19 protein-coding genes are annotated in these 17,212 nt (G+C 69.6%); 13 read left to right on the forward strand and 6 right to left on the reverse strand.

Features of this window, described 5'->3' with window-relative positions; translation table 11 throughout:
- Positions 1-42: 42 nt before the first annotated feature.
- Positions 43-999, forward strand: coding sequence for a 16S rRNA (cytidine(1402)-2'-O)-methyltransferase (gene rsmI, locus RZE77_RS24840; RefSeq protein WP_319439702.1), 957 nt, complete (start codon positions 43-45; stop codon positions 997-999).
- 9 nt (positions 1,000-1,008) lie between these two features.
- Here the strand turns inward: rsmI and RZE77_RS24845 are convergent, their stop codons facing one another.
- Entirely contained in the window at positions 1,009-1,848 is an 840-nt protein-coding gene (locus RZE77_RS24845; RefSeq protein ID WP_319439703.1) for an IclR family transcriptional regulator, read from the reverse strand.
- A gap of 99 nt (positions 1,849-1,947) precedes the next feature.
- Between RZE77_RS24845 and RZE77_RS24850 the strand changes: the two genes are divergently transcribed.
- Genes RZE77_RS24850 through RZE77_RS24865 form a run of 4 tightly spaced genes read left to right on the forward strand, consistent with a single transcriptional unit; the run spans position 1,948 to position 6,112 of the window.
- Positions 1,948-2,940, forward strand: coding sequence for a Bug family tripartite tricarboxylate transporter substrate binding protein (locus RZE77_RS24850; RefSeq protein WP_319439704.1), 993 nt, complete (start codon positions 1,948-1,950; stop codon positions 2,938-2,940).
- 37 nt (positions 2,941-2,977) lie between these two features.
- A complete protein-coding gene (locus RZE77_RS24855; protein ID WP_319439705.1) occupies positions 2,978-4,492 on the forward strand; it encodes a class I adenylate-forming enzyme family protein in 1,515 nt (504 codons plus the stop codon).
- Between the two features lie 16 nt (positions 4,493-4,508).
- Positions 4,509-5,294 (forward strand): citryl-CoA lyase, encoded by a 786-nt coding sequence (locus RZE77_RS24860; RefSeq protein ID WP_319439706.1) that lies wholly within the window; start codon positions 4,509-4,511, stop codon positions 5,292-5,294.
- Positions 5,291-6,112, forward strand: a complete 822-nt coding sequence (locus RZE77_RS24865) for an SDR family NAD(P)-dependent oxidoreductase (RefSeq protein WP_319439707.1) — start codon at positions 5,291-5,293, stop codon at positions 6,110-6,112. Before RZE77_RS24860 ends, RZE77_RS24865 begins: the two co-directional genes overlap by 4 nt.
- Positions 6,113-6,142: 30 nt before the next feature.
- On the opposite strand, the gene RZE77_RS24870 is transcribed toward RZE77_RS24865, so the two are convergent.
- A complete protein-coding gene (locus RZE77_RS24870) occupies positions 6,143-6,874 on the reverse strand; it encodes a glutathione S-transferase (RefSeq protein ID WP_319439708.1) in 732 nt (243 codons plus the stop codon).
- Positions 6,875-6,928: 54 nt separating this feature from the next.
- On the reverse strand, positions 6,929-7,561 hold the full coding sequence (locus RZE77_RS24875) for an FMN-dependent NADH-azoreductase (RefSeq protein ID WP_319439709.1): 633 nt from the start codon (positions 7,559-7,561) through the stop codon (positions 6,929-6,931).
- 104 nt (positions 7,562-7,665) lie between these two features.
- Here RZE77_RS24875 and RZE77_RS24880 point away from each other — a divergent pair, with 104 nt between their 5' ends.
- The gene (locus RZE77_RS24880; RefSeq protein ID WP_319439710.1) at positions 7,666-8,553 is read left to right on the forward strand and encodes a LysR family transcriptional regulator; all 888 of its coding nucleotides are present in this window, start codon (positions 7,666-7,668) and stop codon (positions 8,551-8,553) included.
- A 30-nt stretch (positions 8,554-8,583) separates the two neighbouring features.
- On the opposite strand, the gene RZE77_RS24885 is transcribed toward RZE77_RS24880, so the two are convergent.
- The gene (locus RZE77_RS24885; RefSeq protein WP_319439711.1) at positions 8,584-9,585 is read right to left on the reverse strand and encodes a Bug family tripartite tricarboxylate transporter substrate binding protein; all 1,002 of its coding nucleotides are present in this window, start codon (positions 9,583-9,585) and stop codon (positions 8,584-8,586) included.
- Positions 9,586-9,610: 25 nt separating this feature from the next.
- On the reverse strand, positions 9,611-10,780 hold the full coding sequence (locus RZE77_RS24890) for a M20 family metallopeptidase (RefSeq protein WP_319439712.1): 1,170 nt from the start codon (positions 10,778-10,780) through the stop codon (positions 9,611-9,613).
- Positions 10,781-10,882: 102 nt separating this feature from the next.
- Here RZE77_RS24890 and RZE77_RS24895 point away from each other — a divergent pair, with 102 nt between their 5' ends.
- Complete coding sequence (locus RZE77_RS24895) at positions 10,883-11,824, forward strand: MurR/RpiR family transcriptional regulator (RefSeq protein WP_319439713.1); 942 nt, start codon at positions 10,883-10,885, stop codon at positions 11,822-11,824.
- Positions 11,825-11,836: 12 nt separating this feature from the next.
- Here the strand turns inward: RZE77_RS24895 and RZE77_RS24900 are convergent, their stop codons facing one another.
- Positions 11,837-12,799 carry a LysR family transcriptional regulator gene (locus tag RZE77_RS24900; protein ID WP_319439714.1) on the reverse strand — a complete coding sequence of 321 codons (963 nt, stop codon included), beginning with the start codon at positions 12,797-12,799 and terminating at the stop codon, positions 11,837-11,839.
- An 88-nt stretch (positions 12,800-12,887) separates the two neighbouring features.
- Here RZE77_RS24900 and RZE77_RS24905 point away from each other — a divergent pair, with 88 nt between their 5' ends.
- The 6 genes from RZE77_RS24905 to aroQ are packed head-to-tail and all read left to right on the forward strand — an operon-like array spanning position 12,888 to position 17,206.
- Entirely contained in the window at positions 12,888-13,817 is a 930-nt protein-coding gene (locus RZE77_RS24905) for a ketopantoate reductase family protein (RefSeq protein ID WP_319439715.1), read from the forward strand.
- A complete protein-coding gene (locus RZE77_RS24910; RefSeq protein WP_319439716.1) occupies positions 13,818-14,204 on the forward strand; it encodes a VOC family protein in 387 nt (128 codons plus the stop codon).
- A 25-nt stretch (positions 14,205-14,229) separates the two neighbouring features.
- The gene (locus RZE77_RS24915) at positions 14,230-14,685 is read left to right on the forward strand and encodes a MaoC family dehydratase (protein WP_319439717.1); all 456 of its coding nucleotides are present in this window, start codon (positions 14,230-14,232) and stop codon (positions 14,683-14,685) included.
- On the forward strand, positions 14,682-15,905 hold the full coding sequence (locus RZE77_RS24920; protein WP_319439718.1) for a CaiB/BaiF CoA transferase family protein: 1,224 nt from the start codon (positions 14,682-14,684) through the stop codon (positions 15,903-15,905). Before RZE77_RS24915 ends, RZE77_RS24920 begins: the two co-directional genes overlap by 4 nt.
- A gap of 17 nt (positions 15,906-15,922) precedes the next feature.
- Entirely contained in the window at positions 15,923-16,744 is an 822-nt protein-coding gene (gene aroE / locus RZE77_RS24925; protein ID WP_319439719.1) for a shikimate dehydrogenase, read from the forward strand.
- Between the two features lie 24 nt (positions 16,745-16,768).
- Positions 16,769-17,206, forward strand: coding sequence for a type II 3-dehydroquinate dehydratase (aroQ, locus tag RZE77_RS24930; protein ID WP_319439720.1), 438 nt, complete (start codon positions 16,769-16,771; stop codon positions 17,204-17,206).
- Positions 17,207-17,212: the final 6 nt, after the last annotated feature.

Here is a 17,212-nt window from a genome sequence, read left to right on the forward strand (position 1 = left end):
GGCTCCCTGCCCGCTTCTTTTTTGTTCCTACGGAGAAACCCCTTGGCTTCACTAGCACCCGCTTCCTTCGGCGCCGCCCTTTCGGCCGCGCGCGATGCCTCGGGTGCACAGCATTATCCGCAGGGTACGCTGTACGTGGTGGCCACGCCCATCGGCAACCTGGCCGACATCACGCTGCGCGCGCTGCACGTGCTGCAGCTGGTCGATGCCGTCGCCTGCGAGGACACGCGCCACACGCAGAGCCTGCTGCGCGCCTACGGCATCGACCGGCCGAATGCCCAGTTGCTGGCCGTGCACCAGCACAACGAGGCCGAGGCCGCGCAGGCCGTGGTCGCCCGGCTCGCGCAGGGCGAGCGCATCGCCTACGTGAGCGACGCCGGCACGCCCGGCGTGAGCGACCCGGGCGCGCGGCTGGTCGCGGCCGTGCGCGGCGCCGGGCAGCGCGTGCTGCCGCTGCCGGGCGCGAGCAGCGTCACCACGCTGGTCGGCGCCGCCGGCCTCGTGGCGGCAGGCGACGAGAGCAGCGCCTTCGTGTTCGCGGGCTTCCTGCCGACCAAGGCCGGCGAGCGCGACGCGGCCGTGCAGGCCCTGGCGCAGGAGCGGCGCGCGGTGGTGCTGCTGGAAGCGCCGCACCGCATCGAGGCCGTGGCGCGCGCGCTTGCGACGCTGGGCGAGCGCCGCATCACCGTCGGCCGCGAGCTGACCAAGCAGTTCGAGGAGATTGCGACCATCGCCGCCGCCGAGCTGCCGGGCTGGTTCGCAGCCGGCCGCGACCGCACGCGCGGCGAATTCGCGCTGGTGCTGCACCCGGTGGCCGCGGCCGCCGACGATGGTGCCGAAGGCGAACGCGTGCTGCGCCTGCTGCTGGCCGAGCTGCCCCTGAAGACCGCGGTGCGGCTTGCGGCCGAGATCAGCGGCGCACCGCGCAATGCGCTGTATGACGCGGCGCTGCGCATTCGCAACGACGACGGCAACCAGGAAGACAAGAGCGGCGCGTAGCCGCCAGGCTCACAGCCCACCCGGCAGCAGCGCGGCCAGCGCCTCGCGCATCCAGCGCGCGATCAGCTGCTGGCGCTCGCGCGGCATGCGATCCAGCGTCGACGCCACGCTGATCGCGGCCACGGGCTCGCCTTCGCTGCTGCGCACCGCCATGCCCACGGCCAGCACGCCGTCGGTGGCATGGTTGCCGATGACCGACCAGCCGCGCTCGCGCGTGGCGCGCACCAGCAGCGCCATGCGCTCGGGCGTCATGCCGCCGTAGCGGCCCAGCACACGCGCATTGGCTGCGACGGCGGCATTGACCTCGTCATCGGGCAGCGCCGACAGCAGCGCCAGGCCTGCCGCACCCACGCCGAGCGGCTGGCGCGTGCCCACCTGGATCACCAGGATCTGCACCGGGTGCGTGCCCACATGGCGCGCGATGCAGTGCGACGCGGGGCCTTCGCGCACGATCGCGAAAGCCGCATCGCCGCAGGCTGCGCTCACGCGCTCCAGCACCGGACGCAGGCGCACCGCGATGTTGGGCATGCCGGCCGGTTGCGCCATGGCCGCGAGCCGCGGCCCCGCCACATAGCGAAAGCGCCCGCGCTGCGCGGCATAGCCGCTCTCCACCAGCGTGGCCAGCAGGCGGTGCACCGTGGCGCGCTCCAGCCCCGCCGCGCGGCACAGATCCACCACGCGCAGGCCTTCGCGGCCGCTGGCCAGCACCGCGTCCAGCAGCTGCAGGCCGCGGCGCAGCGTGCGGCTGCCGGGGTCATCGCCGGGCTCGGCGCTGGGCGTACGTGCGGCCGCGGCGCGCGCCGAAACGTCCGGCTGGCGGACGTTCTTATTCACGGTTCGGGAGGGCATGCGGAAGAATTTCTCGGTCGACGGAGCCATCGCGCAGTGTGCCGCAGCACGGCAGGACGCAGCCCGCGACAGGCATTGCATACCAACTGGAGACAAGAAGTGAGCTCGTATTCCGCACCCCGCCGGCATTGGCTGGCATTCGCCGCCGCCCTCGCCTGCAGCGCCGCGCTGCCGCTGCAGGCGCAGCCCGCCGCCCCCTGGCCGTCCAAGCCCGTGAAGCTCGTGGTCGGCTATGCCGCCGGCGGCGCCACCGACGTGATCGCGCGCCTCGTCGCCATCAAGCTGGGCGAGCAGCTCGGCCAGCCCCTGCTGGTGGACAACCGCACCGGCGCCAACAGCAACGTGGGCGCCGAGTACGTGGCCCGCGCGCCCGCCGACGGCTACACGCTCTACGTCTACACCATCGCGAACACCATCAACGCCTCGCTCTACGGCAAGCTGGGCTACGACCCCGTCAAGGACTTCGAGCCCATCGGCCTGATCGCGAAGATTCCCAACATCCTCGTGGTGAACCCGTCGCTGCCCGTGAAGAACGTGGCCGACTACGTGCGCTTCGCCAAGGAGTCGAAGGAGGGCATCACCTTCGCGTCGTCCGGCAGCGGCTCGTCCATCCACCTGTCGGGCGAGATGTTCAAGATGCAGACCGGGCTCAACATGCTGCACGTGCCCTACCGCGGCAGCGCGCCCGCAATCACCGACCTGCTGGGCGGCCAGGTGCAGTCGATGTTCGACAACACGCCGTCGGCCCTGCCGCACGTGCAGGGCGGGCGCCTGCGCGCCATCGCGATCACCAGCGCCCGGCGTTCGCCGCTGCTGCCCGACGTGCCCACACTGGCCGAGTCGGGCTATCCGGGCTTCGACGTGCAGTCGTGGTTCGGCCTGGCGGCCCCCGCCGGCACGCCGCGCCCCGTCATCGACCGCCTGAACGCCGCACTCGGCAAGGTGCTGGCCGCGCCCGAGGTGCGCCAGCGCCTGCAGGACCTGGCCGCGTCGCCCGAACCCGGCACGCCCGAGCAGATGCGCAGCTTTGCCGCGGCCGAGATCAAGCGCTGGCACGACGTGGTGAAGGCGTCCGGCGCCAAGGCCGACTGACGACGACAAGAAAGCCCGCACAGGAGCACACCCACCCATGTTTCCCATCGACTTCTTCTGGCGCGCCGCGGCGCGCTGGCCCGACAACATTGCCATCGACGCGCCCGAGGGCGCCATCCGCTACCAGGCGCTGGCCGCCCAGGTGGCAGCGCTGGCGGCCGCGCTGGTCGCGCTCGACCCCGCGCCGCAAAGCCGCGTGGCCATCTGCGCGAAGAACAGCGCGGAGCACATTGCCGCGCTGCTCGCGGTGCTGGCCTGCGGCAAGGTCTGGGTGCCGCTGAATCCGCAGAGCACGCGGCCCGAGATCCGCCGCATCGTCGATGCCACCGAACCCTCGATCCTCGTGCTCGACGGCGCGTGCGCCGGGCTGCTCGACGGTGCGCCCGGCGCACGCATCCACACCGGCACGGCGCCGCAGCACGAAGCCACCATCGCGGCGCTGGCGGCCCGGCACGCGGGCGCACCGCGCCCATCATTCGCGCTGCCGCTGGACGCCACGCAGGCGATCAAGTTCACCGGCGGCACCACCGGCGCGCCCAAGGGCGTGATGCAGCCATACCGCGCATGGCTCGCCAACATCGCCAACCAGATCCACGCATGGGGCTTCGACGAGCACGAGCGCTACGTGGTGGCGGCGCCGATCACGCACGGCACCTCGACCTATGTGCTGCCCATACTGGCGCAGGGCGGCTGCCACGTGGTGCTGCCCGCGGCCGGCGCCGAGGCCGTGCGCACGGCCTTCCGCGAGCGCGGCGGCACGACGTGCTTCATGCCGCCCACGCTGGTCTACATGCTGATGGCGCTGCCGGGCGCATCGCGCGCCGACTTCCCGCGCCTGCGCCGGCTGATCTACGGCGGCGCGCCGATGCCTTCCGAAAAGATCCGCGAGGTGCGCGAATTCTTCGGCCCGGTACTGGGCACCACCTACGGCCAGACCGAGGCGCCCCAGATCCTCACCGTGATGCGCGCCGAAGACTTCGAGGACGAGCGCAACTGGGCCGCCGTGGGCCGCACCGCCTGGTTCAGCGACGTGGCCATCATGGCGCCGGACGGCCGGCTGTTGCCCGCCGGCGAGGTCGGCGAAGTGGTGGCGCGCGGCGACCTGCTGATGACCGGCTACTGGCGCCTGCCCGAGAAGACCGCCGAGACCTTGGTGGATGGCTGGCTGCACACCGGCGACCGGGGCCTTGTCGACGAGCGCGGCTACCTCTACCTGAAGGACCGCCTGAAGGACATGGTCATCACGGGCGGCTTCAACGTGTACCCGGTGGACGTGGAGAACGCGCTGGGCCAGCACCCCGCCGTGCACGAGTGCGCCGTGTTCGGCATTCCCGACGACAAGTGGGGCGAGGCAGTGCAGGCCGCCGTGCAGCTGCGCCCCGGCCGCCACGCCACAGAGGCCGAGCTGATTGCCTTCGTGCGCGAACGCCTGGGCCCGGTGCAGACGCCCAAGCACATCCATTTCCACGAGGCCCTGCCGCGCTCGCCCGTGGGCAAGGTGCTCAAGAGCGCCGTGCGCGAACTCGCCATGGCGGCCGCCGCCACATCCTGAACGAAAGAACCACGCGATGACTTCCTCCTCCGCCAAACCCGTCACCCGCCTGTGCACCCACACGCTCACCAGCCTGCACTACCGCGAGGCCGACCTGGTCGAAGACCTGCTCGGCAAGAAGACCTTCACCGAGGTGATGCTGATGCAGATCCTCAACCGCACGCCGCGCGGCGTGGACCTGCGCATCACCGACGCGGTGCTGGTGGTGCTGATGGAGCACGGCCTCACGCCCAGTGCCATTGCCACGCGCCTGATCTACATGAGCGCGCCCGAGAACCTGCAGGGCGCCGTCTCGGCCGGGCTGCTGGCCGTGGGCAGCTCGTTCGTAGGCACGATGGAGAACTGCGCCGGACTGCTCGACCGCATCGGCGCCGCCGCCGACCCGGATGCCGAGGCGATGGAGATCGCGCGCCACTACAAGGGTCTCAAGAGCCCGGTGCCCGGCTTCGGCCACCACCTGCACAAGCCGGTGGATCCGCGTGCCTACAAGCTGCTCGACATGGCGCGCGCCGAGCCCGAGCTGGCCGGCCACAAGGTGCGGGCGCTGGAGCGCCTGTCCGCCGCGGTGGACGCCGTGGCCGGGCGCCCCATCACCATCAACGCGACCGGCGCGGTGGCCGCGCTGCTCGGCGAGATCGGCGTGCCCACCGGCGTGATGCGCGGCTTTGCCGTGATCTCGCGCGCCGCGGGGCTGGTGGCACACATCGTCGAGGAGCAGCAGAGTCCTTCGGGTCGCTTCATCTGGGACACCGTCGAGCACGCGATTCCGTTCGTCGGCGCAAGCGGGAAGGATGACGCATGAGCTTCACTCCTCCTGCGCTGCCACTGGACCTGTCGGGTCGGGTCGTCTTCGTGCTGGGCGCGGGCTCGGCGGGACCGGGCTGGAGCATCGGGCGGGCGTCGAGCGTCACCTACGCCCGGCTCGGCGCGCACGTGTGCGTGGCAGACCGCGACGCCGCCTCCGCCGAGGAAACCACCGCGCTGATCCGTGCCGAAGGCGGCACGGCCGAGACCTTCGTCGGCGATGCGGCGGACGAAGCCGACGTGGTTCGGCTCTTTGGCGAAGCACGCGAGCGCTTCGGCACAGTCGACGTGCTGCACCACAACGTGGGCATCGGCAAGACCGGCGGACCCATGGAAACCAGCGCCGAGGACTTCGACCGCATCCACGCAGTGAACGTGCGCAGCCTGCTCCTGGCCACACGGCAGGTGCTGCCCGGCATGGTCGAGCGCGGGCGCGGCGCCATCGTCGCCATCTCGTCGATCGCGGGCATGCGCTACCTGGGCTATCCGCACCTGGCCTACGGCGTGACCAAGGCCGCGGTCACGCAGTTCACGCGCATGGTGGCGCAGCAATATGCAGCCCAGGGCGTGCGTGCCAACACCGTCGTGCCGGGGCTGATCGACACGCCGCGCATCACCACCACGGTGGCGAAGATGTTCTCGGACACCAGCCTGGACGAGGCCAAGGCAGCCCGCGCGCGGCAGGTGCCCGTGGGCCGCATGGGCACGGCCTGGGACGTGGCCCATGCCTGCGCGTTCCTGGCGTCGGATGCGGCAGCCTATGTGACCGGCACCGAGCTGCTGGTGGATGGCGGCATCACCGGCAAGTTCGTGTAGCCCCATGGCATGCCTGCCGATGCGCAGGCTTCAGCCATCCAGCTCCGCATACCGCCTGAAGATCCCGTCCTCGTTGAACGCGATGCGGCGCGGGCTTTGCAGGTAGTCGTGCACACGCTGGCGGCGCCGGACGTTGTCGTGCAGCTTCTCGACCGCGGGTGTGGCGGCCAGCGCCCGGGCTGCGGCCTTCGGGAACGCGTAGCGCAGGCCTTCGACCAGCTGGAACAGCGACAGGTCGGCATATGTCAGCACATCGCCCACGAGGTGCGATGACCCCGCGGGGTTGCGCTGCAGCACGCGCTCGAACCAGTTCAGGAACTTGGGAATCCGCTCTTCGCGGAAGGCCCGCGCGCGCTGCACGGCCGCGTCGCGCTGGTCTTCGTAGTAGGCGCCGGTGGAGATCGGGTGGTGCGTGTCGTGCGCCTCGGCCACCACGTCGGCGATGGTGAGCTGCAGCTGGTGCGTCCAGAGGCCGTCGGATTCGCCGACGCCCGCCAGGCCCAGCCGCGGCCCGAGGTACAGCAGGATGGCCGCGGTCTGTCCCACGACGATGTCGCCGTCGATCAGGAACGGCGGCGCGAACGAAGGGCGGACGATGTCGGCATCGTCGAGCCGGTCGCCCAGTGCGGACTCGCCGCCGCCCTTCGACTCGGGCAGCCGCGCCACGTCGACATAGTCCGCGCCGGCCGCCTCGAGCGCGAGCCGCACGAATTCCCCGCGGCCCTGGATGGTGGGCCAGTAGTGGAGTTGATAAGTGGTCATGGAGCCATGGTGTCAGGCTCCGCATGCCCCTGCAACCGCCGCGCCCTTGGGCCCTCAGAGCCCCTCGGCAAGCTCCACCGCGCGGCGCCTGGCCTCGGCCCTTGCGCCGGCATCGACCTCCGGCCCCATCAGCGTCTTTTCGACCACCACGGAGCGCACCTCGCGCACGCCGATGAAGCGCAGCCAGGTCTCGACGTAGGGCAGCTGGAAGTCGAGCGCATGCGCCGAGCCGTCCTTGCCCAGGGGGTAGTCCAGGCCCCTTGCGCACACCACCGTCGCGCGCCGGGTCTGCAGCATGCCCGACAGGCCCGAGGCGTCGAAGCGGAACAGCACGTCCTTGTGCGACACCACGTCGATCAGGTGCTTCAGCTTGTAGGGAATGCCAAAGTTCCACAGCGGCATCGCCAGCACGATGTGGTCCGCGGCGTGGAAGGGCGCGGCGATGCGCCGCACCTCGTCCCAGGCCGTTTGCTGGGCGTCGCTCAGCGGCATGCCGTTGATGCCGGCGTACTTGGCGTCGAGCATGTCCTGCGACAGCTCGGGCAGCTGCATGGTCCAGGGGTTCAGCGTGGTGACATGGCAGGCCGGGTGGATGCGCGTCACTTCATTGATGAAGGCGCCGGCCACTTCGATGCTGGCGGAGCGCGTCTTCCTGGGCGAGGTCTCGATGTAAAGCAGTTCTTTCATGGCGTGCGGGGGGTGAGTGGTTCGAAGGGCCAAGGCTAGGCAGCACGGACCCTGCACACAAGCAACATAATTTGCAGCCATTCAGAACGAATTTCACTGAAACCATGCTCGACTCCCAACAGCTGCGCGCCTTCGTCTCGGTGGCCGACCACGGCAGCGTGACCCGCGCGGCCGACGCCATGCACCTGACGCAATCGGCCGTGAGTGCGCAGATCCGGCGGCTCGAAGAGCAGCTGGGCTGCCGCGTCTTCGACCGCACCACCCGCTCGCTGCAGCTCACGGCCCAGGGCAGCGTGCTGCTGAGCTATGCGAGGAGCATCCTCAAGCTGCAGCAGCAGGCGGTCTCGCGGCTTGCGGCGCCGCGCCATGCGCCGGCCACGCTGCGCCTCGGATGCTCGGAGGGCTTTCCCAGCGAATGGCTGTTCGCCGCGCTCGCGGGCTTTCGCCAGCGCAGGCCCGACGTGCATGTGGAAATCAGCTGCGGCATCAGCACGGCGCTGGCCAAACAGGTGCGGCAACACTCGCTCGACCTGATGGTCGGCACGGTCTGCGACGCCGGCAGCGACACCGAAACGCTCTGGATGGAGCCGCTGGTCTGGGCCTTTTCGGCAAAGGCGCTGCTCGACCCCGAGGCGCCCGTGCCGCTCGCGTTCCTGTCGGAGCCCTGCCCGTTCCGCGAAACCGCGCTTGCCTCGCTGGCCGGACACGGCACGACCCACTGGCAGATCGTGCTGACCGCGCAGGGCTCGAGCGCACTGGTGGCCGCCGCGGCCGCCGGCCTGGCCATCACCGTGCTGACGCCTTCGGGCATGCCGCCCATCCTGCGCTCCATTCCGCCGGGCAGCTTTCTGCCGCCGCTGCCGCCTGCGCGCTTCGTGATCCAGCGCGCCGAAGGGAGCAGCGCGCCCGAGCCGCTGGCGGCGCTGGTCGACGAAGTTCGCGAGGCCTGCTTCAGGTGGCGCGGGGCGCACGCGGGAGCGCTCGACGCGTAGCGCCGCGCCCCCGGCCCGCGGGCTCGCTGGCTACTCGGCCGTGATCCCCGCCTTGCGCACCACCTCGCCAAACTTCACGAGGCGCTCGGACATCATCCTCTCGAAGGCGGCGGGCGTCATTTCCTCGGGCGCGATCACGCCGCGCTCCTTGAGGCTGGCCTGCATGGCCGGCGACGTGGCCACCTGGCGCACGGCCTTGTACAGCGTCTGCACGATGGCGTCCGGCGTGCCGCCCGGAGCGGCCAGGCCCGTCCACGAGCTGAGGTTGAGCTGCGGGTAGCCCACTTCGGCCATGGTGGGCACGTCGGGCAATTGCGCCAGGCGCTGGTCGGCCGCCACGGCCAACGCGCGCACCCTGCCGGCCTGCACGTGCGGCAGCATGATCACCAGGTTGTCGAGAATGAACTGCACCTCGTTGGCCAGCACCGCCGTGATCAGCGGCGTGCCGCCGCGGTAGGGGATGTGCGTGGTGAACACGCCCGTGGCCGCCTTGAGCATCTCCACGTTGAGCTGGCCCATGCTGCCCACGCCGCCGCTGCCGTAGTTGAGCTTGCCGGGGTTCTTCTTCGCGTAGTCGATGAACTCCTTGAAGCTCTTGATGGGCAGGCTCGAATGCACCACCAGCGCATTGGGCTGGCGGCCCAGGATGGCGATGTTCTCGAAATCCTTGATGGGGTCGTAGCCCACCTTGGGCTGCGTGAGCGGGTTGGCCAGGTGGCTGCTCTGCGAAGACACCACCAGCGTGTAGCCGTCGGGCTTGGCGCGCGCCACCATCTGCGACGCCACCGAGCCGCCCGCGCCGGCGCGGTTCTCCACCACGATGGGCACGCCCAGCACGCTCGACAGCGGCTCCGAATACTGGCGCGCCATGATGTCCACCGATCCGCCCGGAGGAAACGGCACCACGAGCGTGATGGGGCGCGAGGGGTACTTGTCGTCGGCGGCGTGCGCCGCCAGCGGAGCCAGGCCCGCAAGGCCGAGCCCCAGGCCGGCGTTGAGGATGTGGCGGCGAGTGGGTTGTGTGGGGTGCATGGAATCTGCTCTCGAAGGCAAAAAATCAGGGGTGGTCCAGGATGGCCAGCGCCACGGCCTGGGCGCGCGGCACGAAGGTGGCGAGCTCGCAGTACTCGCGCTCTGTGTGCGCGTGCCCGCCCACGGGGCCGGTGCCGCACAGCGTGGGCGCGCCCACCGAGGCGGTCAGGCCGCTGTCGGCCGCGCCGCCGGTGAACTCTCCCTGCACCTCGAAGCCCAGAGCCTTGGCGCCGCGCTGGTAGAGCGCCAGCAGCTCGTCGGGCGTGGGCTTCATGGGCATGGTGCGGCGCGATCCGGTCACACGGCCCTTGGTGCGCGGCACGGACTCTTCCTCGACGATGGCGCGCACCTTGGCGAGCAGTTCGTCCGGATCGGTGTCCGAGGTGAAGCGCATGTCCAGCTCGGCCTTGGCATGCGGCGCCACCATGTTGGGCACGATGCCGCCATGCACCACGCCCACGTTGGCGGTGACGCCCGTGGCCGGGTCGGTCAGCGCATGCAGCGCGAGCGTCTTGCGGGCCAGCGCCTCGATCGCGCTGGCACCGGCCGCGTGGTTGATGCCCGCATGCGCGGCAACGCCCTCGACCTCGAACTCCACCACCATCGAGCCCTTGCGGCTGGTCACGAGATTGCCACTGACGCGGCCCGGTTCGGCGTTGAGCACCGCCCGCGCGCCACGCGCCTTGGCCATGATGCGGTCGCGCGTGGCGGCCGAGCCGATCTCTTCGTCGCACGAGAAGAACAGCTGCAGCGGCGCCTTCAGCCCGCCGCAGCGCGCGAAGGCCTCGGCCACGAACACGTTCATCACCAGGCCCGACTTCATGTCGGCCACGCCGGGGCCGTAGGCGCGCCCGTCTTCCACGCGGAAGGGCCGGCGCGCCGCGGTGCCCGCCGGGTACACGGTGTCCATGTGCCCCATGAGCAGGATGGGCGCGCCCTCGGCGGGCCCTGGCACCTGGGCATGCAGCAGTACGCCGTAGCCCGGCACGGGCTCGAACTGCACCGCCACGCCGGCTGCCTCCAGCCGCTCGCGCAGCGCCGTGGCCACGGCGGTCACGCCCGCTTCGTTGCGGCTGCCGCTGTCGATGTCGACCACTTTCTGCAACAGATCTTGCATGGCCTGCGCCTGGCCAGCCAGCCAGTCCAGGATGCGCGTTCGCAGCTGCGAGCGGCTCTCTTCAAGGGTATCCTGCATCTTCGTCCTTCGATGAACCCCGCGGCGCCGGGGTGAAATTTGGGCCGCAGTGTTGCACGCGTTGCCGGTGTTTGCAATACTTTTTTCATAAAAGAGGCATCAATGAAATCATCATTGCAAGAAAAATCGGCCGGCCTGCTCACCGAGCGCCTGGCCCGCCAGGGCGGCGAGCTCACGGCCAGCGAACGCGCCCTGGCCGAGGCTCTGGGGCGCGACTATCCGCACGCATTGCTCGAATCCGCCACCGCCCTGGCCGCGCACAACGGCACCAGCGCCTCCACCGTGGTGCGGCTGTTCGCCAAGCTGGGCTACGCGAGCTATGCCGAGGCGCAGCGCGAAGCGCGCGCGGAAATGACCGCGCTGCTGCAGACCGCCGGGCAGCGCGCCCCCGTGACCATCGGCACCCGGCGCAGCCTGCAGCAGTGCGTGGACGACACCCTGCTGCACGACCAGCACAACATCACCGCCACGCGCGACGGCCTGGACATGGCGGCGTTCGAGGCCATGGCCACGCGCATCGCCAAGGGCAAGGGCCGCCTCTTCGTGCTGGCGCAAATCAACAGCGCGCCCGTGGCCGCCTGGCTGGCCCTGCACCTCAACATGTGCCGCCCCGGCGTGCACGAGCTGGGCGCGGGCGCGGTCACCGCCACCGACCAGCTGCTGTGGATCCAGCCCGATGACGCCCTGCTGGCCTTCAGCATCCGCCGCTACGCCAGCGGGCCGGTCAAAGTGGCGCAGCGCTTTCGCGAAGCGGGCGCGCAGGTGCTGGCCATCACCGACAGCGCCACCGCGCCGCTGGCTGCGCTGGCGCACCACCGGGTGCAGGTGCGCACGTCGAACGCATCGCCGTTCGACTCCTACACCGCGGCGTTCTTTGTCTGCAACGCGCTGGTGTCGGCCGTGGCGCAGTTGCGGCACGAGGCCGTGCCGCAGGTGCTGGCGCGGCGCGACCAGCTGTGGAAGGACGTGGAGGCGTCGCAGCTCATCGTGGATGAGGCGCCTGTGCGTTCAGGGCCTGCGCGGCGCAAGGCGGGCAAGGGGTAGGCGGGCAGAGAGTCAGGGCACGCGGTTGCGCTTCGGCGCCGGCTTGGCTGTCCTCTTCGCAAACAAGTCTTCGCACAATCCCCGAAGCCAGCGGTTGGCCGGGTCCTGGTGGTAGCGCGCATGCCAGTGCTGCTTGACGGTGAAGGGCGGGACCGGCACCGGGCAATCGAACACCTTGAGCTCGCCGGTGCGAGCCAGCGTCTCGCCGATGTGGCGCGGCACCGTGGCAACCAGGTCCGTCGTCGACACGATGGCGGCCAAGCCCAGGAAGCCCGGCAGTTCCAGCAGGATGCGGCGTTCCACGCGATGCCGCAGCAAGGCCGCCTCCAGCAGCTGAACACCCGTGCCGCCGACGATACCGACGTGCGCCTCCGCCTTGTAGTCGCGCAGGCTGAAGCCCTTGCCGCCGATGCGCGGGTGGCGTGCGTTGACCAGGCACACCCAATCCTGCGGATAGAGCACCTGCTGATAGAAGCCTGACTCCAGCCAGGGCACCAATCCGATGGCCAGGTCCGCCTGCCCGGATTGCAGCGCCTGCGCGCTCTGCTCGTCGATGCGTGCCGCTTCCAGCCGCACGCCCGGCGCCACGGCACGCACGTGCGCCAGCAACCGGGGCAGCAGCGTGATGTGGCTGGCGTCCGTCATGCAGATGCGAAAACGGCGCGTGGCACTGGATGGATCGAAGGCCTGCGCGGGCGCGGCCAGACGGCGCAGCGAAGCCAGCGCTTCGCGCGCCGGCACGATCAGTTCTTCCGCACGCGGCGTGGCCTGCATGCCGGCGGCCGTGCGCACGAACAGCTCATCCCCCAACTGCCTGCGCAGGCGCCCGAGCCAGTTGCTCACCGTCGGCTGGCTCTGGCCGAGTTGCTCGGCGGCGCGCGTCACGCTGTTCGTGCTGTAGAGCAAGTCGAAGAGCCGCAGCAGCTTGACGCTGAGCAGCGCCGTGCCGTCATCGGTGTCGTCGTCGAGGTTCATTTCAAAACGGAATGTAGATCATTTCAGCCATGTCATGGACGGCATGAAGGTCGAAACCTATCGTTCAGGCATTCCAACGGAGACACGCATGAAGATCTACTTTCTCGGAGCCGGTGCACTGGGGTGCGCCATTGGCGGAACACTCGCCGCAGCAGGGTCCGACGTCACGCTGATCGATCCTTTCGAGGCGCACGTCGACGCCATCAGCCGCGATGGCCTTCGCATGAAGGACGGCGACACGGAGCGCGCCGTCAGGGTCCGCGCGACGCTGGACAGCAGCGGCCTCGAACCCGCCGATCTGGTGATCGTGCTGGTCAAGTCCTTCCATACGCGTTCGGCCATCGAAGGCGCCAAGGGCATCGTCGGACCCGGCACGGCCGTCATGTCGCTGCAGAACGGCATGGGACACGAAGAGATCCTGTCCGAGGTGGTGGGCCGCGAGCACGTGCTGGCCGGCAAGACCTATGTCGGCGGCGTGCTGCTCGGCCCCGGCCGCATCATTGCCGGCACGCGAGGCAAGCGCACGGTGATCGGCGAGCTCGACGGCGCCATCAGCGAACGCGCCCAAGCGATCGCCGCCGAGTTCGAGCGCGCCGACCTGCCCTGCGAGGTCAGCGGCAACATCATGGGCGTGATGTGGGACAAGCTCCTCATCAACGTCTCCACGGGCGCGTTGAGCGCCATCACGGGGCAGGTCTACGGCAGCCTCTATGCGGTGCCGGAAATCGAAGCCACGGCCATCGCGGCAGTCGCCGAGGCCATGGCGGTGGCCAAGGCCGGCGGCGTGACCCTGTCGATCAAGCAACCGCGCGACGCCTGGGTGATGGCCGCCGAAGGCCTCCCGTACGAATTCAAGACCTCGATGCTGCAGAGCCTGGAGAAGGGATCGATCACCGAGATCGACTTCATCAACGGATCGGTGGTGCGCAACGGCCACAAGCACAACGTGCCGACGCCGGTCAACCAGACGCTGGTCGCCGCCATCAAGGGCATCGAGCGCCGCATGGAGGCGAAATAAATGAGCGCCCCACCCAAAGCCTATGTCGAGCATGTCGCGATCTGGGTGAAGGACATCCACTGGCACATCAAGTTCTTCCATGACGTGTGCGGCATGACCATGCGCGAAGTGCAGGGCACGGTGGAAGAGCCGATCCAGTACTGGACGCTGGGCGGCCTGCAGTTCATGGCCAAGCCTGACTACGCAGGCCCCGAGGGCCGCCTCGGCCACCTCGGCGTGATGTGCGAAGACCTCGAGGCCGCGCTTGCTGCGGCGCGGGCCTTTGGCGTCACCGAAATGCCGCAGGGCCGCAACTGGCTGCGCCTGCCTGACGGCCTCGCCGTCGAATTCATCCAGGCCAGTGCCGGCGCGGTCGCGCAGGCCCTGGCCATCAATCCCCGCGCCTGAACAACCCATGCCACAGAGACACACCATGACCACCATCGAAGACAAGTACTGGGACGACGCCGTCGTCGGCGAGGAGTGCATCAGCCCGCCCTACGAAGTGACCGAAGCCCGCGTGATGGCCTACGCGGACCTCACCGGCGACCACACCCCCGTGCACACCGACGAGGCCTATGCGCGCACCACGCCATTCGGCACGCGCGTCGCGCACGGCCTGTTCGGCCTGTCGGTCGCCGACGGCCTCAAGACGAAGAGCGACATGCGCTTCATGCCCGGCATGTCGCTGGGCTGGGAATGGAGCTTCGTCGGGCCGATCAAGCTGGGCGACACGGTGCGCGTGAAGTTCCACGTCGGCACCAAGCGCGAATCGAAGAGCCGTCCGGGCTGGGGCATCCTGGTGCTGCCATCGGAGCTGATCAACCAGCGCGACGAGGTGGTGCAGAAGGGCGAGCACCGCGTGATGGTGCCGCGGAGGCCGTCATGAGCGTGCAGCAAGCCCTGCCGCTGGCCGGCATCCGCGTCGTCGACTACAGCCACTTCCTGGCCGGCCCGTACGTCGGCCGCTGCCTGGCGGCGCTCGGTGCCGAAGTCATCAAGGTCGAGCGGCCCGGCACCGGCGACGCCGGCCGCCAGCACGCCTGGTTCGTTGGCGACCACAGCGGCTACTTCCTGCAGCAGAACATGGGCAAGAAGGGGCTGTGCGTCAACACCAAGGACCCGCGCGGCAACGATCTGATGCAAAAGCTGGTGGACAGCGCCGACGTGTTCGTCGAGAACTACCGGCCGGGTGCGCTGAAGAAGCTGGGCCTGGGCTACGAGGAGCTGGCAACGCGCAATCCCGGTCTCGTCTATTGCTCGATCTCGGCCTACGGCCACACAGGCCCCGATGCGCATCGCGCCGGCTTCGGCCTGATCGCCGAGGCCAAGAGCGGCATCATGCAGATGGTCGGCAACCCTGGTGAGGCGCCGCCGCTGCTGCGCATCTCGCTCGGCGACATGTACACCGGCATCCACGCGGTGGCCGCGATCAACGCCGCGCTGCTCGGCCGCGTGAAGTCGGGCCGGGGCCAGCACATCGACATGGCGCTGTACGACACGCTGGTCTCGATGCACGAGTACGCGGTGCAGTGCTACACCCTTTCGGGCGGCAAGGAAGTGCCGGTGCAGACCGGCCACGACATGCCCAACTCCACGCTCTATGGCGTGTTCCGTGCGCAGGACGGCGACCTGGTGATTGCGGCGCAGGTCGACGACGCCTGGAAGCGCTTTGCCGCGCTGGTGGCGCAGACCGGCGGACCGGCCGGCTTCGGCGACGCCACGCGGTATCACACCTCGGCCGGCCGCAACGCGAACCGGCTGGAGATCCTGCCGGTCGTCCGGGCCTGGGTGGAAGCTCGCCCGGTGGCCGAGGTGCTGGAGATGCTGGACGCGATCGACGTGCCCTGCGCCAAGGTCCAGCGCATTGACGAGGTGCTGGCCGACCCGCAGATCCAGGCACGCGGCATGGTGCTCGAGCAGGACCATCCGGCGCTGGGGAAGATCCGCCTGCCCAACCTGCCATTCCGCTTCTCGGGCTGCGACACCACGCAGACGCAGGTGGCGCCCGACCTGGGCGAGCACAACGCCGAGGTCGCCGCCAGCCTGGGCTTCAGCGATGCGCAGATCGCCGCCATGCAGGCCGATGGCGTGCTCTACAGCAAGTAATAAAGGAGACGAACATCATGACCGACCGCTATGCCGTCATCGGCAACCCCATCGGGCACACCAAGTCGCCCATGATCCACGGCAGCTTCGCGCAGGCAACCGGCCAGGACATCGACTACAGCGCCATCGAAGGCCCGCTCGACGGATTCGTCGGCGCCGTGCTTGCATTCCGCGACGCCGGCGGCCGCGGCATGAACGTCACCGCGCCGTTCAAGCTGCAGGCCTTCGAGCTCGCAACCGACAAGCTCGAACGGGCCGAGCTGGCCGGTGCCACCAACGCGCTGAAGTTCGAGGGCGACCGCATCCATGCGGACAACTTCGACGGGGTCGGGCTGGTCAACGACATCACGCGCAACCTCGGCGTTGCGATGAAGGGCGCGCGCGTGCTGTTGCTTGGCGCCGGGGGCGCGGCGCGCGGTGCGCTGCTGCCCTTTCTCGCGCAGCAGCCGGCGGAGCTCGTCGTGGCCAACCGCACGCTGGCGACCGCCAGGGCGCTGGCGGACAGCTTCGCCTCGCATGGCCGCGTGATCGCGTCAGGCTACGGTGACCTTGCCGGGCAGCACTTCGACATCGTCATCAACGCGACCTCCGCCAGCCTGAAGGCCGAACTGCCGCCGGTGCCTGCCGATGTGTTGAAGGGCAGCAAGCTGGCCTACGAACTCGTCTACGGCAAAGGCCTCACGCCGTTCCTGCGCCTGGCCCGCAACGCAGGCGTGCCGCAGCTGGCCGACGGCGTCGGCATGCTGGTCGAGCAGGCGGCCGAGGCCTTCGCGTGGTGGCGCGGCGTGCGTCCCGACACGCGCGCCCTCATCGAGCGCATGACCATCCCGCTGGCCTGAAGAAGAAGAAGAAAAGGAGACACCATGAAGATCCTCATGCTGCACGGCATCAACCACAACATGTTCGGCAAGCGCGATCCGGCGCAATACGGCACCGTCACGCTGGCCGAGATCGATGCGCAGCTGCAGGCGCTCGGCCGCGAGCTCGGCGCCAAGGTCGAGAGTTTCCAGACCAACAGCGAGGCCGCGATGTGCGAGCGCATCCACCAGGGCTTCACCGACGGCGTCGATGCCATGCTGATCAACGCAGGCGCATGGACGCACTACAGCTATGGCATCCGCGATGCCTTGGCGATCCTGACGGTGCCGGTGGTCGAGTTGCACATGTCGAACATCCATGCACGCGAAACCTTCCGCCATCACTCGGTGTTTGCCGAGATCGTCAAGGGGCAGATCTGCGGGTTTGGTGTCGACAGTTATCTGCTCGCGCTGCGGGCGGCCGTGTCGGCCGCGGTCCGGTAACCTTGC

Origin of the sequence: Variovorax sp. SPNA7 (assembly GCF_033807855.1) — a bacterium.
Lineage (GTDB): Bacteria > Pseudomonadota > Gammaproteobacteria > Burkholderiales > Burkholderiaceae_C > Variovorax > Variovorax beijingensis.